Source organism: Streptococcus sp. GP0011, from assembly GCF_030546305.1.
GTDB lineage: Bacteria > Bacillota > Bacilli > Lactobacillales > Streptococcaceae > Streptococcus.
Map to the genome: position 1 here is coordinate 166,227 of NZ_JAUONR010000003.1, position 20,563 is coordinate 186,789.

General features: G+C 43.2%; 22 protein-coding genes. 20 read left to right on the plus strand and 2 right to left on the minus strand.

Features of this window, described 5'->3' with window-relative positions; all coding sequences use genetic code 11:
• Positions 1-26: 26 nt before the first annotated feature.
• From Q4443_RS04970 to Q4443_RS05000, 7 genes are all read left to right on the plus strand, one after another.
• Entirely contained in the window at positions 27-728 is a 702-nt protein-coding gene (locus Q4443_RS04970) for an ABC transporter ATP-binding protein (RefSeq protein ID WP_125384946.1), read from the plus strand.
• 1 nt (position 729) lies between these two features.
• A complete protein-coding gene (locus tag Q4443_RS04975) occupies positions 730-3,429 on the plus strand; it encodes an FtsX-like permease family protein (RefSeq protein ID WP_303408061.1) in 2,700 nt (899 codons plus the stop codon).
• Between the two features lie 144 nt (positions 3,430-3,573).
• A complete protein-coding gene (rpsO, locus tag Q4443_RS04980; protein WP_001018251.1) occupies positions 3,574-3,843 on the plus strand; it encodes a 30S ribosomal protein S15 in 270 nt (89 codons plus the stop codon).
• A gap of 581 nt (positions 3,844-4,424) precedes the next feature.
• Positions 4,425-5,471, plus strand: a complete 1,047-nt coding sequence (locus Q4443_RS04985) for an iron ABC transporter permease (RefSeq protein ID WP_213988157.1) — start codon at positions 4,425-4,427, stop codon at positions 5,469-5,471.
• Between the two features lies 1 nt (position 5,472).
• Complete coding sequence (locus Q4443_RS04990; protein ID WP_213988156.1) at positions 5,473-6,228, plus strand: ABC transporter ATP-binding protein; 756 nt, start codon at positions 5,473-5,475, stop codon at positions 6,226-6,228.
• Between the two features lie 19 nt (positions 6,229-6,247).
• Positions 6,248-7,258, plus strand: a complete 1,011-nt coding sequence (locus Q4443_RS04995; protein WP_213988155.1) for an ABC transporter substrate-binding protein — start codon at positions 6,248-6,250, stop codon at positions 7,256-7,258.
• Entirely contained in the window at positions 7,239-7,931 is a 693-nt protein-coding gene (locus tag Q4443_RS05000; protein ID WP_049519083.1) for an alpha/beta hydrolase-fold protein, read from the plus strand. The genes Q4443_RS04995 and Q4443_RS05000 overlap by 20 nt, the downstream gene beginning before the upstream one ends.
• A gap of 42 nt (positions 7,932-7,973) precedes the next feature.
• Here the strand turns inward: Q4443_RS05000 and Q4443_RS05005 are convergent, their stop codons facing one another.
• Positions 7,974-8,723, minus strand: a complete 750-nt coding sequence (locus Q4443_RS05005) for a 1-acyl-sn-glycerol-3-phosphate acyltransferase (RefSeq protein WP_000500170.1) — start codon at positions 8,721-8,723, stop codon at positions 7,974-7,976.
• 133 nt (positions 8,724-8,856) lie between these two features.
• Here Q4443_RS05005 and Q4443_RS05010 point away from each other — a divergent pair, with 133 nt between their 5' ends.
• The 6 genes from Q4443_RS05010 (at position 8,857) to Q4443_RS05035 (ending at position 15,964) form a co-directional block, all read left to right on the plus strand.
• Positions 8,857-11,193 carry a cation-translocating P-type ATPase gene (locus tag Q4443_RS05010; protein WP_303408065.1) on the plus strand — a complete coding sequence of 779 codons (2,337 nt, stop codon included), beginning with the start codon at positions 8,857-8,859 and terminating at the stop codon, positions 11,191-11,193.
• A 101-nt stretch (positions 11,194-11,294) separates the two neighbouring features.
• On the plus strand, positions 11,295-11,972 hold the full coding sequence (locus Q4443_RS05015) for a tRNA (adenine(22)-N(1))-methyltransferase TrmK (RefSeq protein WP_000624101.1): 678 nt from the start codon (positions 11,295-11,297) through the stop codon (positions 11,970-11,972).
• The gene (locus tag Q4443_RS05020) at positions 11,959-12,756 is read left to right on the plus strand and encodes a Nif3-like dinuclear metal center hexameric protein (RefSeq protein WP_000881144.1); all 798 of its coding nucleotides are present in this window, start codon (positions 11,959-11,961) and stop codon (positions 12,754-12,756) included. Before Q4443_RS05015 ends, Q4443_RS05020 begins: the two co-directional genes overlap by 14 nt.
• A 16-nt stretch (positions 12,757-12,772) precedes the next feature.
• Complete coding sequence (locus tag Q4443_RS05025; RefSeq protein WP_049519082.1) at positions 12,773-13,876, plus strand: FAD-binding oxidoreductase; 1,104 nt, start codon at positions 12,773-12,775, stop codon at positions 13,874-13,876.
• A gap of 101 nt (positions 13,877-13,977) precedes the next feature.
• Positions 13,978-14,997: a UDP-glucose 4-epimerase GalE gene (galE, locus tag Q4443_RS05030; protein WP_049519081.1), complete on the plus strand. Its 1,020-nt coding sequence runs from the start codon at positions 13,978-13,980 to the stop codon at positions 14,995-14,997.
• Position 14,998: 1 nt separating this feature from the next.
• On the plus strand, positions 14,999-15,964 hold the full coding sequence (locus tag Q4443_RS05035) for a glycosyltransferase family 2 protein (protein WP_049519106.1): 966 nt from the start codon (positions 14,999-15,001) through the stop codon (positions 15,962-15,964).
• A 75-nt stretch (positions 15,965-16,039) separates the two neighbouring features.
• On the opposite strand, the gene Q4443_RS05040 is transcribed toward Q4443_RS05035, so the two are convergent.
• Entirely contained in the window at positions 16,040-16,243 is a 204-nt protein-coding gene (locus Q4443_RS05040; protein ID WP_004246691.1) for a ferredoxin, read from the minus strand.
• 45 nt (positions 16,244-16,288) lie between these two features.
• Here Q4443_RS05040 and Q4443_RS05045 point away from each other — a divergent pair, with 45 nt between their 5' ends.
• From Q4443_RS05045 to Q4443_RS05075, 7 genes are all read left to right on the plus strand, one after another.
• Complete coding sequence (locus Q4443_RS05045) at positions 16,289-16,795, plus strand: SAG1386/EF1546 family surface-associated protein (RefSeq protein ID WP_000410186.1); 507 nt, start codon at positions 16,289-16,291, stop codon at positions 16,793-16,795.
• Positions 16,796-16,804: 9 nt separating this feature from the next.
• A complete protein-coding gene (gene cmk, locus Q4443_RS05050) occupies positions 16,805-17,479 on the plus strand; it encodes a (d)CMP kinase (protein ID WP_049519080.1) in 675 nt (224 codons plus the stop codon).
• A 118-nt stretch (positions 17,480-17,597) separates the two neighbouring features.
• A complete protein-coding gene (locus Q4443_RS05055; protein WP_049489755.1) occupies positions 17,598-18,104 on the plus strand; it encodes a dihydrofolate reductase in 507 nt (168 codons plus the stop codon).
• Positions 18,104-18,274 (plus strand): hypothetical protein, encoded by a 171-nt coding sequence (locus tag Q4443_RS05060; protein ID WP_000442252.1) that lies wholly within the window; start codon positions 18,104-18,106, stop codon positions 18,272-18,274. The genes Q4443_RS05055 and Q4443_RS05060 overlap by 1 nt, the downstream gene beginning before the upstream one ends.
• Before the next feature lie 31 nt (positions 18,275-18,305).
• Positions 18,306-19,538, plus strand: a complete 1,233-nt coding sequence (gene clpX, locus Q4443_RS05065; RefSeq protein ID WP_002874765.1) for an ATP-dependent Clp protease ATP-binding subunit ClpX — start codon at positions 18,306-18,308, stop codon at positions 19,536-19,538.
• A gap of 8 nt (positions 19,539-19,546) precedes the next feature.
• Entirely contained in the window at positions 19,547-20,134 is a 588-nt protein-coding gene (yihA, locus tag Q4443_RS05070; protein WP_049519078.1) for a ribosome biogenesis GTP-binding protein YihA/YsxC, read from the plus strand.
• A 9-nt stretch (positions 20,135-20,143) separates the two neighbouring features.
• On the plus strand, positions 20,144-20,524 hold the full coding sequence (locus Q4443_RS05075) for a RidA family protein (RefSeq protein WP_042902708.1): 381 nt from the start codon (positions 20,144-20,146) through the stop codon (positions 20,522-20,524).
• Positions 20,525-20,563: the final 39 nt, after the last annotated feature.

Here is a 20,563-nt window from a genome sequence, read left to right on the forward strand (position 1 = left end):
TTAATTGTAAGAAAGAGAGAAGGACAATGGCTTATATTGAAATGAAACACAGCTACAAGCGTTATCAGGTTGGGGATACGGAGATTGTGGCTAATCGTGATGTGAATTTTGAAATTGAAAAGGGGGAGCTGGTTATTATCCTTGGTGCTTCTGGTGCTGGAAAGTCAACGGTTCTCAATCTCCTAGGAGGTATGGATACCAATGATGAGGGGGAGATTTGGATCGATGGTGCGAATATCGCCAACTATAGTTCGCACCAACGAACAAACTATCGTCGTGATGATGTGGGCTTTGTTTTTCAATTTTACAATCTGGTATCCAATCTGACAGCCAAGGAAAACGTGGAGTTGGCCTCAGAAATCGTAGCGGATGCCTTGAATCCAGAGCAGGTGCTCAAAGATGTGGGGCTAGATCATCGGATCAATAACTTTCCAGCCCAGCTTTCTGGAGGGGAGCAACAGCGAGTCTCAATTGCACGCGCTGTAGCCAAAAATCCTAAAATTCTCCTCTGTGATGAACCGACGGGTGCCTTGGATTATCAGACGGGGAAGCAAGTCTTGAAGATTCTCCAAGACATGTCTCGTCAAAAAGGAGCAACAGTGATTATCGTGACCCACAATGGAGCGCTCGTTCCTATTGCAGATCGCGTGATTCACATGCGCGATGCCACGGTTAAGAGTGTGACAATCAATGAACATCCACAGGATATTGATACGTTGGAGTATTAGCATGAAAAAAACATACCGAAAAGACCTACTCCAGTCGGTAACTGCTTCTAAGGGGCGTTTTGTTTCTATCTTGACCTTGATGATGCTGGGTTCCCTGGCCCTAGTAGGTCTTAAAGTAGCCAGTCCCAACATGGAACGTACGGCAGAAGATTATCTCCGCAAAGCCAATACCCTGGATCTGGCCGTGATTGCTGATTATGGCTTGGATAAAGAAGACCAAGACGAACTAAAGACCCTTCAAGGAGCAAGTATTGAGTTTGGCTATATGGCTGACTTAACCGTTGAAAATAGTGAAGAGGCGGTTCGACTTTATTCCAAACCAGAGGGGATTTCAACCTTCCAAGTGACAGAAGGGCGACTGCCAGAAGCTAATGAGGAAATTGCCTTGGCTGATTTCTGGAAAGACCGTTATCAGATTGGAGAGACCATTACCTTTAGCAAGAAAGAAGAAAAGTCCGTCCTAAAATCCCAAACTTTCACAATTACTGGATTTGTTCAGTCAGGTGAAATCCTTTCTAAAAAAGACTTAGGGAGTGCTAGTAGTGGAAATGGAAGCTTGGCTGGTTATGGAGTGATTTTACCCAGTCAGTTTGATACAGATGTTTATAGTATTGCGCGTGTGCGCTATGATGATTTAAAAAATCTGGATGCTTTTTCATCAGACTATAAGAGGAAACGAACCCAACACCAGGAAGAGTTGCAAGACTTACTTGCTGATAATGGTCAAAAAAGATTGGTAAGTATCAAAACAAATGGGCAAAAGAGCCTGGAAGAGGGGAAAGAACAGCTCCAAACAGCTGAAAGCAACCTTGAAAATGGCAAGAGTCAGTTAGAGCAGGCTGAAAATCGCTTGAAAACGCAAGAAGAACAAGCGACCGCTTTACCAGAACCACAAAAGAGTCAAGCCAAGGGACAGCTGACAAAAGCTAAGGAAGAATTGGCGACAAAAAAAGAAAAGCTGGCTCAGACAGAGAGTGATCTATCTAAGGAAAAAGAGAAGCTAGAACAGCGCCAGAAAGAGCTTGATGAACTGGCAGAGCCGAAATACCACGTATACAATCGCCAAACCATGCCAGGTGGACAAGGTTACCTCATGTACAGCAATGCATCATCAAGCATTCGTTCAGTCGGAAATATCTTTCCAGTGGTGCTTTATATGGTCGCTGCAATGGTGACCTTTACAACAATGACTCGCTTTGTAGATGAGGAGCGCACCAATGCTGGTATTTTCAAGGCCTTGGGTTACCGCAACCGAGATATTGTTGCCAAGTTTGTCCTCTATGGTTTTCTTGCAGGAACTGTGGGAACCATTATAGGAACACTTCTTGGACATTATCTCCTTGCAGGGGTGATTTCAGATGTTATAACAGCTGGGATGGTTGTTGGAAAAAGTCACGAGTATTTCTATTGGTCTTATAGTCTCCTTGCCCTAGCTTTAAGTTGGGTATCCAGCGTTTTGCCGGCTTATCTGGTGGCGCGAAGGGAATTACACGATGAAGCAGCCCAACTCTTACTTCCAAAACCTCCCGTTAAGGGATCAAAGATTTTGCTGGAACGACTGAGCTTTATTTGGAGTCGTTTGAGTTTTACTCATAAGGTTACGGCAAGAAATATCTTTCGTTATAAGCAAAGGATGTTGATGACCATTTTTGGAGTTGCAGGTTCGGTGGCTCTCCTATTTGCAGGTCTTGGCATTCAGTCATCTGTGGGAGGAGTTGTGGAGCGCCAATTTGAACAAATCCAGCAATACCAGATGATTGTAGCGGAAAAGAGCAGTGCAACGGAGCAAGAAAAAGCAGATTTAGAAAGTGCCTTGCAAGCTGAATCGATCCATGCTTCTCAAAAGATTTACTCAAAATCCATTGAAAAAGATTTTAAAGGAAAAGCAGGACTTCAAACAATCACCATGATGGTTACTAGTGGAGAAGACTTCAAGCCCTTTATCACATTAGAGGAAAATGGGCAAGAGGTGCAGGTCACTGATGGAGCGGTTGTGAGTCAAAAATTAGCCCAACTAGCAGGTGTTACGGTTGGGGACGAGCTGGAGCTTGATGGGAAGGAAATCAAGGTCGCGGCTATTTCTGAAAACTATGTTGGACACTTTGTTTATCTCAACCGAGCGACTTACGAACAAGTCTATGGAACCAGTCCGCAAGACAATACCTACCTAGTAAAATTAAAAGAGCCAACACCTTCCAATACGGAGAAAGAAGCTGCTACCTTTATGGAAAAAGCTGCTGTTTCTGGAGTCGTCCAAAATGCGACGGCCATCCATCTCTTTGAATCTGTAGCTAGTTCGCTCAATAAAACTATGGCAATCCTTGTCCTTGTTTCGGTTTTACTAGCCATTGTCATTCTCTACAATCTCACTAACATCAATGTGGCAGAACGTATCCGTGAACTTTCCACTATCAAGGTTCTCGGTTTCCACAATAAAGAAGTGACCCTCTATATCTACCGCGAGACTATGGTGCTGTCCCTTGTGGGAATTGCTCTTGGTTTGGTAGTTGGCCACTATTTACATCAATTTTTGATTCAAATGATTTCACCAGCCACCATACTCTTTTATCCTCAGGTCAGCTGGGAAGTCTATGCTCTTCCAATCGTCGCAGTGACGGTGATTTTGACTTTACTAGGTCTCTTTGTCAATTACCACTTGAGAAAAGTAGATATGCTCGAAGCCTTGAAATCAGTAGAGTAATTCAAGGTTTTAAATAGTAAATCAGTTGACAAAGTCCCTGCTTCTTGGTAGAATAAGAACTGTCGTAAAGACAAATAACTTCTTCTTGGTTACAGGCATGCCAACCTGTCACTCGGATGAAGCCAAATAAAAAGGAGAAACATCATGGCAATCTCAAAAGAGAAAAAAAATGAAATCATCGCACAATACGCACGTCACGAAGGTGATACAGGTTCCGTAGAGGTTCAAGTTGCTGTCCTTACTTGGGAAATCAACCACCTTAACGAACACATCAAACAACACAAAAAAGACCACGCTACTTACCGTGGATTGATGAAGAAAATCGGTCGCCGTCGTAACTTGCTTGCATACTTGCGTAAAAACGACGTTAACCGTTACCGTGAGTTGATTAACTCTCTAGGACTTCGTCGCTAATCTGCTTTATTTTCCACTTACATTGCGTTGTCACCTTACCTCGATATACTCAAGTATAATCTTCGGTTACGGTTCCTAGCACTGTAAGGTAAAATAAACCAGATATTCTCCCTTCGGGGAGATTTTTTTATTTTCACTAGTTTTATAGTACAATCTTCGGCTTTTCGCTTAGTCTATAAACGTTTTATCCAGCAAGAATTACGATGCTAAGGGCGTTAAAAATCCGTATGAAAATAGGGAAACGACACAGTGTTCGATGAACACAAGGAGTTCCATCTTTTTCACTAGGATTTTAGCCCGAGCTCAAATTAGCTCTCTGATTTCAGAGGGCTTTTTGTTTTTATCCGCTTGCTTAGGCCGTGTTCAATTGAGCATATCTTGATAATGAAGCTACTCTAAATTGGGTAGCTTTTTTACTTTCGTCACTTTACCTCGATATACCCAAGTATAATCTTCGGTTACGATTATTAGCACTGTAAGACCAACTATATTTATTTTTCTCATCTTGTTCCATTGTTGAAAATATGGTATACTTTTTATGAGAATTTTCTAAATTTTTAATTTTGTCTAAGGAGGTTTTCATGCTTTCCAAATTTTCTGGAAGCCGACAGAACGTAAAATTTGTGTTACTTTTAGGTGTTTTGCTAGGTATTTTAGGGATTTCACTTTTTCTAGCTGTTTCTATGGGGTCCGTAGCGATTGACTTAGGAGATACCTATCGGATCATTTTGAGCAGGTTAGGATTTCCTCTTGAGATAGGAGAGGTTTCTAAGTCTACTCTTACCATTGTATGGAATATGAGATTCCCCCGAGTATTGTTAGGTCTGATAGTAGGGGCTGGACTTTCTATGTGTGGTAGCGTGATGCAGTCTACAGTTAACAATCCCATCGCAGAGCCCTATGTCTTAGGAATTTCTGCGGGTGCAACTCTAGGGGCAACCTTAAGCATCATTCTTGGTTTAAAATTGGTGATTAGCCTTGGAGCTTTCCTTGGAGCTATTTTGGCAACAATCGCTGTCCTCATCATTGCCTCTATGCAGGGCAGGATGACGACTTCTAGTCTGATCTTATCAGGAACGGTGGTCAATGCTCTCTTTCTGGCATTTTCCAACTTTATTATCTCAGTTGGCGCTAATGCGGACAGTGTGATGACCATTAAGTTTTGGACCATGGGTTCGCTTGCAGGGACCACTTGGTCTGACTTAGTCCTGCCAACTATAGTAGTAGGATTGGCCTTTCTATTTTTCTCAACTCAGTATCGTGTTTTTAATGCGATGATGATGGGAGATGAGGCTGCTTTAACTTTGGGAATTCCCTTACGCTTCTATTGGTATCTTTATGTGACCATAGTGGCTGTGCTGACAGCAGTCTTAGTGGCAACCTGTGGGATTATTGGATTTGTTGGTCTGATTACTCCTCACTTAGCTCGAGGGTTAGTAGGAACGAATTACAGGAGGCTTTTTCCCGTTGCGACCTTACTGGGTGCCCTCTTTGTTATCTGGGCAGATGTACTCTCTCGTGTCATCATTCCCAATGCTGAGCTGCCTATTGGTATTTTCACAGCCTTAGTAGGTGCTCCCTTCTTTATCTACATTGTCGGAGGTAGGCGAAGGGAGGTGAGGGCCTGATATGGACTTGATTTGTCAGGATGTCCACTTTGGACTTGGAGAGAAAAAAATCCTCAAAGGAGTTTCTCTTAAGGTTGAGGGGCATCAATTTCATACGATACTTGGGCCAAATGGAAGTGGAAAAACCAGCCTGCTTAAACTCCTCTATCGTCAGGAAAGGGCGGACAAAGGCTTGATAAGCCTAGATGGAAAACCGCTGGAGCATTGGTCACTTAAAGAAACAGCCAAGCAAATGGCAGTTGTTACCCAGTTTAATCAATTGCAGTTTGATTGTACCGTTGAGGAAATCGTCTTGCTGGGAAGAACGCCTCACCTCTCTTTTCTACAAAAGGAAAAGGAAAGGGATTATGCCCTCGTTCAAGATGCCCTCGTCAAGGTAGATATGCTTGAGAAGAAAACTCGTCTCTATTCGTCTCTTTCAGGTGGGGAGAAACAGCGAGTCTTATTAGCACGCGCCTTGGCGCAAGAACCGACTCTCTTGCTCCTGGATGAACCTACCAATCACCTGGATATCAAGTATCAGCTAGACTTGTTGGCCATTGTAAAGGAACTCAAGATTAATGTTCTAGCTGTCCTGCATGATATTCAACTTGCTTGTCGCTATTCGGATTATCTCTATCTGATGAAAGAGGGGGAAATCCTTTATCAAGGGACTCCAAAGGAGACCATTACTCCAGAGTCATTGCAAACTGTATACGGAGTTCAAAGTCAGGTTACTTGGACCGAGGATCAGCAAGCCATGATTCACTATTTATAAAAATGAAAAGGAAAATAAGATGAAAAAAAGACTCAGTATTTTACTCGTAACGGTAGCTACCCTAACCATGGCAGCTTGTGGCAACACTACTACAGAAAAAGCTACCACACAATCTAGTACAGAAACAAGTCAAAAGGCGAGCACAGAGACGACCTATCCACTAACGGTCAAAACCTATGATGCTAAGGGAAATGAAGTCGAACAAGTCTTTGACAAGGCACCTGAAAAAGTTATCACCAACAATCTTTCAACCACTGAAATTTTATTGGAGTTAGGCTTGAAGGATAAAATTGCTGGCATGCTTAACCCTGATAATGCTGTGACGGACAAATACAAGGACGCGATTGCGACGATTCCTCAAATCGGAGATAAAAAAACAGTATCACAAGAGACAGTCCTTTCTTATGAGCCAGACGCTGTGATGGGTCGAAACATGATGTTTTCTGAAAAATCCTTGGGAACAGTTAGCACTTGGAATGAAAACAAAATCCCAGTCTATACGCAAAAAGCTTCTCTTTCAACGATTCAGCAAGATTTGGGAAATATTGTAGAAGATGTCAAAAATCTTGGAATGATTTTCAATGTTCAGGACAAGGCTAATGAATACGCAGCTCAATTACAAGCTAAAATTGACGCTGTTAAGAAAGCAAACCCAGCAAGCCAAGGTGAAAAGAAAAAGGCTTTGATTATGGTTGCTTATAATGACGAAACCTTTGGTGCTTACAAGTCTGCTTTGCAAGAGAGCTTGTTGAATCAACTTGGTTATACAAACGTTGCAACGGGAACATCAGGCTTGACCTTGGAAAATCTCGTGTCAATGGATCCTGAGTTGATTATCTATGTGACCAGCGACCGCAATAAAAAATTGGATGCCAACGCAGTAGAGTTGATGAAAGCAAATGAAGTTTTGGAAAACGTTCCTGCAATCAAGAATCAAAAAATCATGACCATTTCTTACGATGAGTTGATGGACTATGGTCCAGCAGTGATTGATTCCCTTGAGAAAATCAATGACTTTATCAATAAATAATGAGTTTGATTGGGAAGGGATTCAAGTTAAGATCAGCCTTCCTTCGACCTATGATCCCAATCAAACCTATCCAGCGATTCTTTTGAATGATGGAAATTTGGATTTTCTATCTTCCCTTTCAGAATCTGTGATTTTAGTGGGCTTAACCTCTAAAAATCGCCTAGATGACTACACTCCCTGGAAGGCATCTGCTCTGAGAGAGGGGACTCCAGATTTTGGTGGTCAGGCAAAGGTCTATCATGATCATTTATTTGGAGGTCTTTTAGATAAGTTGCAGTCGCTTTATCGCCTGGACAAAAATCGCCTTGCTTATGGAGGTTATTCACTAGGTGGACTGGCGGCAGTCTACAGTCTATTCAGCTTTGACAAGGTCTCCTGTATCTTCTCTATCTGCGGTTCCTTTTGGTATCCTGATTTTACGACTTATTGCAAAGATGAAAGGGTGAAAAATTTAGATTGTTTGCTGTATTTACAGAATGGCCAAACAGAAGGAGCCCATCATACCAATCGCTTGGGTCAAGCACCAGTTTATGCTGAGCAGATCCATACCAGTCTTCAGAAACGTTATCCGACTGGTCAGTTTGTCTTTGATCCCTATGGGCATCATGAGCAAGTGGCTGAGCGCTTTCTAGCCTTTTCCAACTGGTTGGCCCAAAAATGGAAAATTGCATAAAAGAAATATCCCTTGGTAAAAGCCAAGGGATAATTGTATTTTTTAACCAAGAGACTCTCTCTTCTTATCTGGATTCCAGATAAAGCTTGCAATGAAGGTAAAGATAATCGTTAGGATACCAACAACCACAGCAAGGATGAGGGCAGGGATGCGGATAAACCACCAGAGTGGGTTTGGTTTTTTATCATTGTGCCATTGCTTGGTTTCTTCGTCTAAACGTTGGAATTCAGCTTGGATGCGGTCTGCAACCATTTCAATCCCTTCATCATTCATTTTCTTGATGTCTGAGATATCGATAGGGTTTCCAAAGTTCATATCGACACGTTCACGGCTAACCAAACCTTTCAAGGTCATGGGACCAGTATAGGTAACTGGCATGATACGGACCTTAGCCATCTTGGCAATCAGAGCAACTCCGCCTTTGACATCTGTCGAGTGGCGACTACCACTAGGAAACATGATAAGGGAACGGTCACTTTTTTTGAGGACATTGATAGGGTATTTGATAGCAGAGGCGCTAGGATTTTCCCGGTCGATAGGAAAGGCCCCACACATACGAATCCACCAGCCAAAGATGCGGTTGTTAAAAAGCTCTTTTTTAGCCATAAAGATGAATTGTTTTGGTTTGGTCGCAAAAGCCATGTAAACTGGATCCCACCAGGTACGATGAGGTGCGACCAGGATATAGTTTTCATCTTTACTAGGGATTTTATCAGTATTGTGGTAGTGGGCATTGCCGTTGATGGACCACAAGATCAGCATGACTAGTCCACGCAAATAAGTATAAAACATGAGAACTCCTTCGATTGTATTGCTTTTATTATTATACCTTATCGAAAGACTACTGGCAAACTTTTTCAGTTTTCAGTGGACAGTTTTTGGATAGGATTAGAATTCTGCTAGAAAAAATGATATGATAGAATTTATGGATAAAAATAAGATAATGGGATTAACCCAAAGAGAAGTCAAGGAAAGACAGGCTCAAGGTTTGGTCAATGACTTTACCGCATCAGCCAGTACCAGTACTTGGCAAATCATCAAACGAAATGTTTTTACACTTTTTAACGCGTTGAACTTTGCCATTGCCTTGGCGCTAGCTTTTGTGCAGGCTTGGAGCAATTTGGTCTTCTTTGCTGTTATCTGCTTTAACGCTTTTTCTGGAATTGTGACCGAACTACGGGCCAAACACATGGTGGACAAGCTCAACCTCATGACCAAGGAAAAGGTCAAAACCATTCGTGATGGTCAGGATATTGCCATCAATCCAGAAGAATTGGTGCTGGGTGATGTGATTCGTCTGTCGGCTGGGGAGCAGATTCCTAGTGATGCGCAGGTTTTAGAAGGCTTTGCGGAAGTCAATGAAGCCATGTTGACGGGTGAGAGTGATTTGGTGCAAAAAGAAGTTGACGCCTTGCTTTTGTCTGGAAGTTTCTTAGCCAGTGGATCAGTTTTGGCTCAAGTTCACCATGTCGGTGCAGAAAACTATGCTTCCAAACTCATGCTGGAAGCCAAGACAGTGAAACCGATCAACTCCCGTATCATGAAATCGCTGGACAAGCTAGCTGGTTTTACTGGGAAGATTATCATTCCCTTTGGTCTAGCTCTCCTCCTAGAAGCCTTGATTTTAAAGGGTTTGCCCCTCAAGTCATCTGTTGTAAATTCATCGACTGCCCTTTTGGGAATGTTGCCTAAGGGAATCGCCCTTTTGACCATTACTTCGCTCTTGACTGCGGTGATTAAGCTGGGCTTGAAAAAGGTCTTGGTGCAGGAGATGTACTCTGTCGAGACCTTGGCGCGCGTGGATATGCTCTGTCTGGACAAAACGGGCACCATCACCCAAGGAAAGATGCAGGTGGAGGCGGTTCTTCCTCTGACGGAAACTTATGGTGATGAGGCTATTACTAACATTCTGACCAGCTACATAGCTCATAGTGAGGATAAAAATCCAACAGCTCAGGCTATTCGCCAGCGTTTCCAAGGAAAGGTTGCTTACCCTATGATTTCGAATCTTCCTTTCTCAAGCGATCGCAAGTGGGGAGCTATGGAGTTAGAAGGGCTAGGTACGGTTTTCTTAGGTGCGCCTGAGATGTTGTTGGACTCTGAAGTCCCAGAAGCTAGAGAGGCCCTAGAGAGAGGGTCGCGTGTCTTGGTCTTGGCACTCAGTCAGGAAAAACTTGATCATCATAAACCACAGAAACCGTCTGACATTCAGGCCCTGGCCTTGCTGGAAATCTTGGACCCCATTCGAGAAGGAGCCGCTGAGACGCTGGACTACCTCCGTTCTCAGGAAGTGGGTCTCAAGATTATCTCTGGCGACAATCCAGTTACGGTTTCCAGCATTGCCCAGAAGGCTGGCTTTGTAGACTATCACAGCTATGTAGATTGCTCAAAAATCACAGATGAGGAATTGGTTGCCATGGCTGAAGAGACAGCTATTTTCGGACGTGTTTCCCCTCATCAAAAGAAACTCATCATCCAAACTCTGAAAAAAGCAGGGCATACAACGGCAATGACAGGGGATGGTGTCAACGATATCCTAGCTCTCCGCGAAGCAGATTGTTCTATCGTTATGGCTGAAGGAGATCCTGCGACTCGTCAGATTGCTAATCTGGTTCTCTTGAACTCTGACTTTAATGATGTTCCTGAGATTCTCTTTGAAGGTCGTCGTGTGGTCAATAACATCGCCCATATTGCACCGATTTTCTTGATAAAGACAATCTATTCCTTCTTGTTAGCAGTTATCTGTATCGCCAGTGTTCTTCTGGGACGGTCTGAGTGGATCTTGATTTTCCCCTTCATTCCAATCCAGATTACCATGATTGACCAATTCGTGGAAGGTTTCCCACCATTCGTTCTGACTTTTGAGCGAAATATCAAGCCTGTTGAACCAAACTTCCTCAGAAAATCCATGCTTCGTGCCCTACCAAGTGCCCTCATGGTCGTGTTCAGCGTTCTTTTTGTCAAAATCTTTGGGGCTAGTCAAGGTTGGTCTGAGTTAGAAATCTCAACCCTACTCTATTATCTCCTTGGGTCAATTGGTTTCTTATCCGTATTTAGAGCCTGCATGCCATTTACTCTCTGGCGTGTCCTCTTGATTGTCTGGTCAGTAGGAGGCTTCCTAGCCACAGCTCTTTTCCCAATGATCCAGAAACTGCTTGAAATTTCGACCTTGACAGGACAAACACTGCCTGTTTATGGGGCCATGATGTTGGTCTTTACCGTGATTTTCATTCAAACCAGTCGTTACCAAGCTAGAAAATAAAGAAAGACTGCAATCTGTGGATTGTGGTCTTTTTAGGTGCAAGATTGCTAACTGAAATGTGGTATAATAAGAGGTAACAGAGTTTTGGAAAGAGAGAGAAGATGATTTCAAAGAGATTAGAATTGGTGGCGTCCTTTGTGACACAGGGGGCCATTTTACTAGATGTGGGGAGTGACCATGCTTATCTGCCTATCGAGTTGGTCGAGAGAGGCCAAATTGAGCGTGCTATTGCTGGTGAGGTGGTGGAAGGCCCCTACCAGTCTGCGGTCAAGAATGTTGAAGCTCACGGCCTAAAGAAGAAAATCCAAGTCCGTTTAGCCAATGGCTTGGCAGCTTTTGAAGAGGTAGACCAGGTATCGGTTATCACCATCGCCGGTATGGGCGGGCGCTTGATTGCAACGATCCTAGAAGAAGGATTGGACAAGCTTGGCAGTGTGAAACGTTTAATCCTCCAGCCTAATAATCGTGAAGACGACTTGCGCATCTGGCTACAAGACCACGGTTTTCAGATTGTAGCCGAAAGCATTCTAGAAGAAGCTGGCAAATTCTACGAAATTTTGGTGGTGGAAGCGGGACAAATGAAGCTATCAGCCAGTGACCTTCGCTTTGGTCCTTTCTTGTCCAAAGAAGTCAGCCCAGTCTTTATCAAAAAATGGCAAAAAGAAGCTACTAAGCTAGAGTTTGCTCTTAGTCAAATCCCAGAAAAAAATCTGAAGGAACGTCAAGTTCTAGTAGATAAAATTCAAGCCATCAAGGAGGTGCTCCATGTTAGCAAGTGAAGTGATTAATGCATATGAAGCCTTTTGCCCTCAGGAATTTTCCATGGAGGGAGACAGTCGTGGCCTGCAAATCGGAACTCTAGACAAGGATATCCAAAGGGTCATGGTTGCTCTCGATATTCGTGAAGAGACGGTGGCAGAGGCCATTGAAAAGGGTGTGGATTTGATTATCGTTAAGCACGCGCCAATTTTCCGTCCCATTAAGGATTTGGTCGCCAGCCGTCCACAAAATCAGATTTACATTGATTTGATTAAGCATGATATCGCAGTTTATGTCAGCCATACCAATATTGACATCGTTGATAATGGGCTAAATGACTGGTTCTGCCAGATGCTAGGAATCGATGAGACGACTTATCTGCAGGAAACAGGTCCAGAACGTGGAATTGGACGTATTGGGAATGTTCAGCCTCAGACATTTGGGGAATTGGCCAAGCATGTCAAGCAAGTCTTTGGTCTTGATAGTCTTCGCATGGTGCATTATCAAGAGAGTGATTTGAAGAAGGAAATTTCAAGAGTTGCCATTTGCGGTGGTAGTGGTCAGTCTTTCTACTCTGATGCTTTGGCAAAAGGGGCGGATGTCTTTATTACTGGTGATATCTACTACCATACTGCCCAAGACATGCTGTCTGATGGCTTGTTGGCGCTGGACCCGGGCCACTATATCGAAATCCTTTTTGTCGAAAAAATTGCAGCACTTCTTACTCAATGGAAGGCAGAAAAGGGCTGGACTGTTGATATCTTGCCTAGTCAGGCATCGACCAATCCTTTCCACCATATCTAGTTAGAAGGTGAAGACAATGAAAAAAGTTGCCATTATCGGAGCAGGAATTGTGGGAGCAACAGCAGCCTACTACCTCTCACAAGAAAGTGACCTAGAGGTGATTGTTTTTGACCATGGACAAGGTCAAGCTACCAAGGCCGCGGCGGGAATTATCAGTCCTTGGTTTTCCAAACGTCGTAATAAAGCCTGGTACAAGATGGCACGCTTGGGGGCTGACTTTTATGTGGATTTGTTGGCTGATTTAGAAAAGTCTGGCCAGGAAATTGACTTTTACCAATGTTCGGGAGTTTTTCTCTTGAAAAAGGATGAATCCAAGCTAGAAGAACTCTATCAACTAGCCATAGAGCGAAGAGAAGAGTCTCCCTTGATAGGCCAGTTAGCCATTTTAGACCAAGCGTCTGCAAATGAGTTTTTTCCTGGTCTGCAAGCATTTGACCGCCTGCTCTATGCTTCTGGTGGAGCGAGAGTAGATGGTCAACTCTTAGTGACTCGTTTGCTAGAAGCTAGTCAGGTCAAACTGGTCAAAGAAAAAGTAACTCTGACACCTTTAGCATCAGGTTACCAGATTGACGAAGAGGTATTTGATCAGGTTATTTTGGCGACGGGAGCTTGGTTGGGACATCTGTTAGAGCCTTTAGGTTATGAAGTAGATATTCGTCCCCAAAAAGGACAACTCCGAGATTATCAACTTACCCAAGACATGGAAGCTTACCCTGTTGTCATGCCAGAAGGGGAGTGGGATTTAATTCCTTTTGCAGGCGGGAAATTGTCCCTAGGAGCTACTCATGAAAATGACATGGGATTTGACTTGACAGTGGATGAAAGCTTGCTCCAACAAATGGAGGATGCGGCCTTGCCTCACTATCCAGCCTTGGCAGGAGCGAAATCATCGGGTGAGCGTGTGGGAATCCGTGCCTACACCAGTGATTTCTCACCTTTCTTTGGACAGGTGCCAGGCTTAGCAGGTGTCTATGCGGCTAGTGGACTAGGTTCATCAGGCCTCACAACGGGTCCTATCATCGGTTACCATTTAGCTCAACTGGTCCAAGACAAGGAGTTGACCTTGGACCCTCTAAACTACCCAATTGAAAACTATGTCAAACGAGTAAAAAGAGAATAGAATTTTACTGAAATTTTAGCCTCCCCTCTAGGATGGCAAATGACATTCCCTATCAAAAATGGTAAAATAAGAAAAAATAATCCGAGAATCGAGGAAAGAAGATGCAAGAAAAGATTTTGGTGACGGGTGGAGCAGGTTTTATCGGAACCCACACAGTTATTGAGTTAATCCAAGCAGGTCATCAGGTTGTTGTGGTGGATAACCTTGTCAACAGCAATCGAAAAAGTTTAGAAGTTGTTGAAAGAATTACAGGAGTTGAAGTGCCTTTCTATGAGGCAGATATCCGTGATACAGATACTCTTCGTGACATTTTCAAACAAGAAGAACCAACAGGAGTCATTCACTTTGCTGGCTTGAAGGCTGTCGGTGAATCTACCCGTATTCCTCTTGCCTACTATGACAACAATATCGCTGGAACTGTTAGTCTTTTGAAGGTCATGGAAGAAAACAACTGTAAAAACATTATTTTCAGTTCTTCTGCGACAGTTTACGGAGATCCTCATACAGTGCCAATCTTGGAAGATTTCCCACTTTCAGTGACCAATCCATATGGCCGCACTAAGCTTATGCTTGAGGAAATTTTGACGGATATTTACAAAGCAGACTCGGAATGGAATGTGGTCTTGCTTCGTTACTTTAACCCAATCGGAGCGCATGAAAGTGGAGACCTAGGAGAAAATCCAAATGGAATTCCAAACAATCTCTTACCTTATGTTTCACAAGTAGCAGTTGGCAAACTAGAGCAAGTGCAAGTATTTGGAGATGATTACGATACAGAAGATGGAACTGGTGTTCGTGACTATATCCATGTCGTAGACCTGGCCAAAGGTCACGTTGCAGCTTTGAAAAAACTCCAAAAAGGTTCAGGTCTTAATGTTTATAACCTTGGAACTGGGAAAGGTTACTCCGTTCTTGAAATTATTCAAAACATGGAAAAAGCAGTGGGACGTCCTATTCCTTACCGCATCGTAGAACGCCGCCCAGGTGATATAGCTACCTGCTACTCAGACCCAGCAAAAGCCAAAGCAGAACTGGGCTGGAAAGCAGAACTCGACATCGCCCAAATGTGTGAAGACGCATGGCGTTGGCAAAGCAAGCATCCAAATGGATTTGAAGACTAAGATGATGATTTCAATCATTGTCCCATGTCTAAACGAAGAGGAAGTACTTCCTCTTTTTTATCAGTCTGTGGAAGCTCTGCTTCTTGACTTGGGAGCAGAGGTCGAATATGTCTTTGTAGACGATGGCTCAAGCGATGGGACTTTAGAGCTTTTAAAGACCTATCGGGAGCAAAATCCTGCGGTCCGTTATGTCTCATTCTCACGAAATTTTGGGAAAGAGTCAGCCTTATACGCAGGCTTGCAGCATGCAACTGGAGACTTGGTGGTCGTGATGGATGCAGACCTTCAGGATCCTCCTAGTATGCTACTTGAGATGAAGGCCTTACTAGACCAGAATGCAGACTTAGACTGTGTTGGGACACGGAGAACTAGTCGGGAGGGAGAACCCTTTTTCCGTAGTCTCTGTGCGAACCTCTTTTACCGCCTCATGCAAAAAATTAGCCCAGTAGCCTTGCCCTCAGGTGTCCGTGATTTTCGCATGATGAGAAGGTCTGTAGTAGATGCTATTTTAACCCTGACCGAATCCAATCGTTTTTCTAAAGGACTCTTTGCCTGGGTGGGTTTTAAAACGCACTATCTGGACTATCCAAACGTTGAACGACAGGCTGGCAAGACCAGTTGGAGTTTTAGACAACTCTTTTTCTACTCGATTGAAGGGATTCTTAACTTTTCAGATTTTCCCTTGAGTATAGCCTTTGTAGCGGGACTCCTATCTTGTTTTCTTTCGTTTGTGATGACATTTTTTGTAGTGTTTCGGACTCTTATCTTGGGAAATCCGACATCTGGTTGGACCTCTTTGATGGCTGTCATTCTCTTTCTTGGAGGGATTCAACTCCTGACGATTGGGATTCTCGGCAAGTATATCAGTAAGATTTATCTAGAGACCAAAAAAAGACCACTCTATCTCGTCAAAGAAAAAAGTGATCTTTCTATTATTGAAGGAAAAAATAACCAAAAAAGACTATAATTTTACCTAGAAATATGCTAAACTAGTAGATGTGGGAAAAATGAGAAAAAATCAATTATATTTATTCCCTGCTTCCTACGATGGATCTTTTAGAAGTGCTCTTGTAGGACAATTTTTGATGGCCTCCAGAACATCGCTGGTCTCAGCGATTTCTCTTTGCAATTCAACTGGATCATCGTAAAATCGAACGATTCCATTATCATGGTAATCAAAGAGTTCAGAATAAGTTTGGCAAAGCCCGCAGGCGATGCACCGTTCGGGTATAAGTGTGAGTTTCATATTTATATTGTAATAAGAAAATGTAAAAAAAACAAGGAGTAAGGTATGGAAAAAGAACCGTGGCAAGAAGATATTTACGAAAACAATGAGGAAGAAACAAGATCAGAGCGTCGACACCGGAAACAAAAAGGGAAAGGCGTTGTTGCGAATCGTGTCTTGACGGTTCTAGCTAGCCTCTTCTTTGTAATTGTTGTAGCAATGGTAGTTGTATTGATTTACCTATCAACCGGAGGAAGCAATCGTACTTCATCTTTGAAGGACTTCTATGATGCATCGTCTCCTTCTACCAGTGCAAGTTCTAAAGTGGAAGCATCATCATCTTCAAGTAGTAAGGTAGAGGAAACAGCTTCTTCTGAATCAACACCTTCAGAGAGCAGTTCGGAAGAACATACAGAAGGTGAAGGAACACTTACAGTACAGCCTGGAGAGGGAGAAGCAGCTCTTGCTCAACGTGCAGGGATTTCCATTGCCCAGCTAGAAGCCCTAAATCCTTCTCATATGTCATCTGGATCTTGGTTTGCCAACCCAGGTGATGTGATTAAGACAAGATAGGAGTCGGTCATGAAGACAATTCAAATTGCTATCGATGGTCCAGCTTCGAGTGGCAAGAGTACGGTCGCAAAGATTGTCGCTAAGGATTTTGGTTACACTTATCTCGATACGGGTGCTATGTACCGTGCTGCGACTTATATAGCGCTCAAACACCAGTTGGATGCAGGAAATGTAGATCAACTTCTCGAGCTTCTTAACCAACACCCCATTAGTTTTGGACGTTCAGAAACTGGAGAACAGCTTGTTTTTGTAGGGGATGTTGAGATTACGCATCCGATTCGTGAAAATGAAGTGACCAACAAGGTTTCAAGCATTGCTGCCATTCCTGAAGTGCGTGAGAAACTGGTTTCGCTCCAGCAAGAGATTGCTCAGCAAGGCGGTATCGTCATGGATGGGCGTGATATCGGGACAGTTGTTTTACCACAAGCTGAACTCAAGATTTTCCTAGTGGCTTCTGTTGAAGAAAGAGCAGAGCGTCGTTATAAGGAAAATATTGCTAAAGGGATTGAGACTAACTTGGAAACGTTGAAAGAAGAGATTGCGGCGCGTGACTACAAGGATAGTCATCGTGAAACCTCACCTCTCAAACAGGCTGAGGATGCAGTTTACCTTGACACAACTGGACTAAGTATCCAAGAAGTGGTTGAAAAAATTGAATCAGAAGCAAAAAAATATACGTCCTAGGGACGAGAGGAGCAGGCTAAATGAAGCCTGCTCCTTTTCTCTCTTTTGCACGCGTTTCAAAACAGCCTTTTTGGGAGAATTTTGATAAAATAGTAGTATCAATAAAAAGGACGGAAGCATGACAAAGAAAATCATAGCCATTTGGGCCCAAGACGAAAAAGGTGTGATTGGGAAGGAAGATCGTCTCCCTTGGCATTTGCCAGCAGAGTTGCAACATTTTAAGGAAACAACTTTAAATCATGCTATACTGATGGGACGAGTGACCTTTGATGGTATGGGACGTCGTCTGCTTCCAAAACGGCAAACCCTGATTTTAACGCGCAATAGCGAAGAAGTCATAGATGGGGCGCTCGTATTTCAAAATGTGGAGTCTGTTTTAGCGTGGTATCAGAGTCAGGAAAAAAATCTCTATATCATTGGCGGAAAACAGATTTTTCAGGCTTTTGAGCCATATTTAGATGAAATCATCGTGACACAGATTCATGCTCAGGTAGAGGGAGATACCTATTTCCCTGAGGAGTTTGACTTGTCTCATTTTGAGACAGTCGCAAGCAAATCTTACACCCGAGATGAGAAAAACGACTATGATTTTACCATCGAATACCGAGATAGAAAGGAAGTCTAATGGAGCGCAGTATATTTGGATTTTTTACAGCTTTTTTGTGTGTGATCTGTATTTTGACTGGAGCACAGGCTTTTCGTAAGAAGCGCTATGGACTGTCTGCCTTACTCTGGTTGAATGCTTTTACCAATCTGGTCAACAGTGTCCACGCTTTTTATATGACCTTATTTTAGATAGAATGAAAATATAGAATGGAAGGAAATCATGCCTACAAATAGGAAAAATGATATGATGGTTTATTGCTCATTTTGTGGCAAAAGCCAAGAAGAAGTAAAGAAAATAATCGCTGGGAACAACGCCTTTATCTGTAATGAATGTGTGGAGTTGGCCCAGGAAATCATTCGGGAGGAGTTGGCTGAGGAAGTCTTGGCAGACTTGTCTGAAGTACCAAAACCAATCGAACTCCTCAATATCTTAAACCACTATGTGATTGGTCAGGATCGTGCCAAACGTGCCTTGGCAGTGGCTGTATACAATCACTATAAACGCATCAATTTCCATGATACGCGTGAAGAGTCAGAAGATGTGGATTTGCAGAAGTCAAATATCCTGATGATTGGTCCAACTGGTTCAGGGAAAACTTTCTTGGCTCAGACTTTGGCTAAGAGCTTGAATGTGCCTTTTGCTATTGCAGATGCGACAGCTCTGACTGAGGCTGGGTATGTGGGTGAGGACGTGGAAAATATCCTCCTCAAACTTTTGCAGGCTGCTGACTTTAACATCGAACGTGCAGAACGTGGGATTATCTACGTAGATGAAATTGACAAAATTGCCAAGAAGAGCGAGAACGTGTCTATCACACGTGATGTTTCGGGTGAAGGAGTGCAACAAGCTCTCCTCAAGATTATCGAGGGAACCGTTGCTAGCGTACCGCCTCAAGGTGGACGCAAACATCCACAACAAGAGATGATTCAAGTAGATACCAAAAATATCCTCTTCATCGTGGGTGGTGCCTTTGATGGCATCGAAGAAATAGTTAAACAACGTCTGGGAGAAAAAGTCATCGGTTTTGGCCAAAATAACAAGGCGATTGACGAAAACAGCTCCTACATGCAAGAAATCATCGCAGAAGATATTCAAAAATTTGGGATTATCCCTGAGTTGATTGGACGCTTGCCTGTCTTTGCAGCTCTTGAGCAATTAACGGTCGATGACTTAGTTCGCATCTTGAAGGAGCCAAGAAATGCCTTGGTGAAACAATACCAAACCTTGCTTTCTTATGATGATGTTGAGTTGGAATTTGACGACGAAGCCCTTCAGGAAATCGCCAATAAAGCCATCGAACGCAAGACAGGGGCGCGTGGTCTTCGCTCCATCATCGAAGAAACCATGCTAGATGTTATGTTTGAAGTACCGAGTCAGGAAAATGTGAAATTGGTCCGCATCACAAAAGAAGCTGTCGATGGAACGGAAAAACCAATCCTAGAAACAGCCTAGAGGTGACTATGGAACTTAATACACACAATGCTGAAATCCTGCTCAGTGCGGCAAACAAGTCCCACTATCCGCAGGATGACCTGCCAGAGATTGCCCTTGCAGGGCGTTCAAATGTCGGCAAGTCTAGCTTTATCAACACCATGTTGAACCGCAAAAATCTTGCTCGTACATCAGGAAAACCTGGGAAGACCCAGTTACTCAACTTCTTCAACATTGATGACAAGATGCGCTTTGTGGATGTGCCTGGTTATGGCTATGCCCGCGTTTCTAAAAAGGAGCGTGAAAAGTGGGGGCGCATGATTGAGGAGTACCTAACGACTCGGGAAAATCTCCGTGCGGTTGTCAGTTTGGTGGATCTCCGCCACGACCCGTCAGCAGATGATGTGCAGATGTACGAATTTCTCAAGTATTATGAGATTCCGGTTATCATTGTTGCGACCAAGGCGGACAAGATTCCTCGTGGTAAATGGAACAAGCACGAATCAGCAATCAAAAAGAAATTAAACTTTGACCCAAGTGACGACTTCATCCTCTTTTCATCTGTCAGCAAGGCAGGGATGAATCAGGCTTGGGATGCAATATTAGAAAAATTATGAGGGAAAGAAATGGCAAAAACAATTCATACAGACAAAGCTCCAAAAGCTATCGGACCTTATGTTCAAGGGAAAATCGTTGGCAATCTTTTGTTTGCTAGCGGTCAAGTTCCTCTTTTACCTGAAACTGGAGAAATTGTAGGAGAAACGATCCAAGAACAGACAGAACAAGTCTTGAAAAATATCGGTGCTATTTTGGCTGAAGCGGGAACAGACTTTGACCATGTTGTCAAAACAACTTGCTTCTTGAGCGATATGAACGACTTTGTTCCTTTTAATGAGGTTTACCAGACTGCCTTTAAAGAGGAATTTCCAGCTCGTTCAGCTGTAGAGGTTGCACGTCTTCCTCGTGATGTAAAAGTCGAAATTGAAGTGATCGCAGAGATTGGATAAGCTAGTTGAAGTTTGGCTCTGCCAAACTTTTTTTGATAT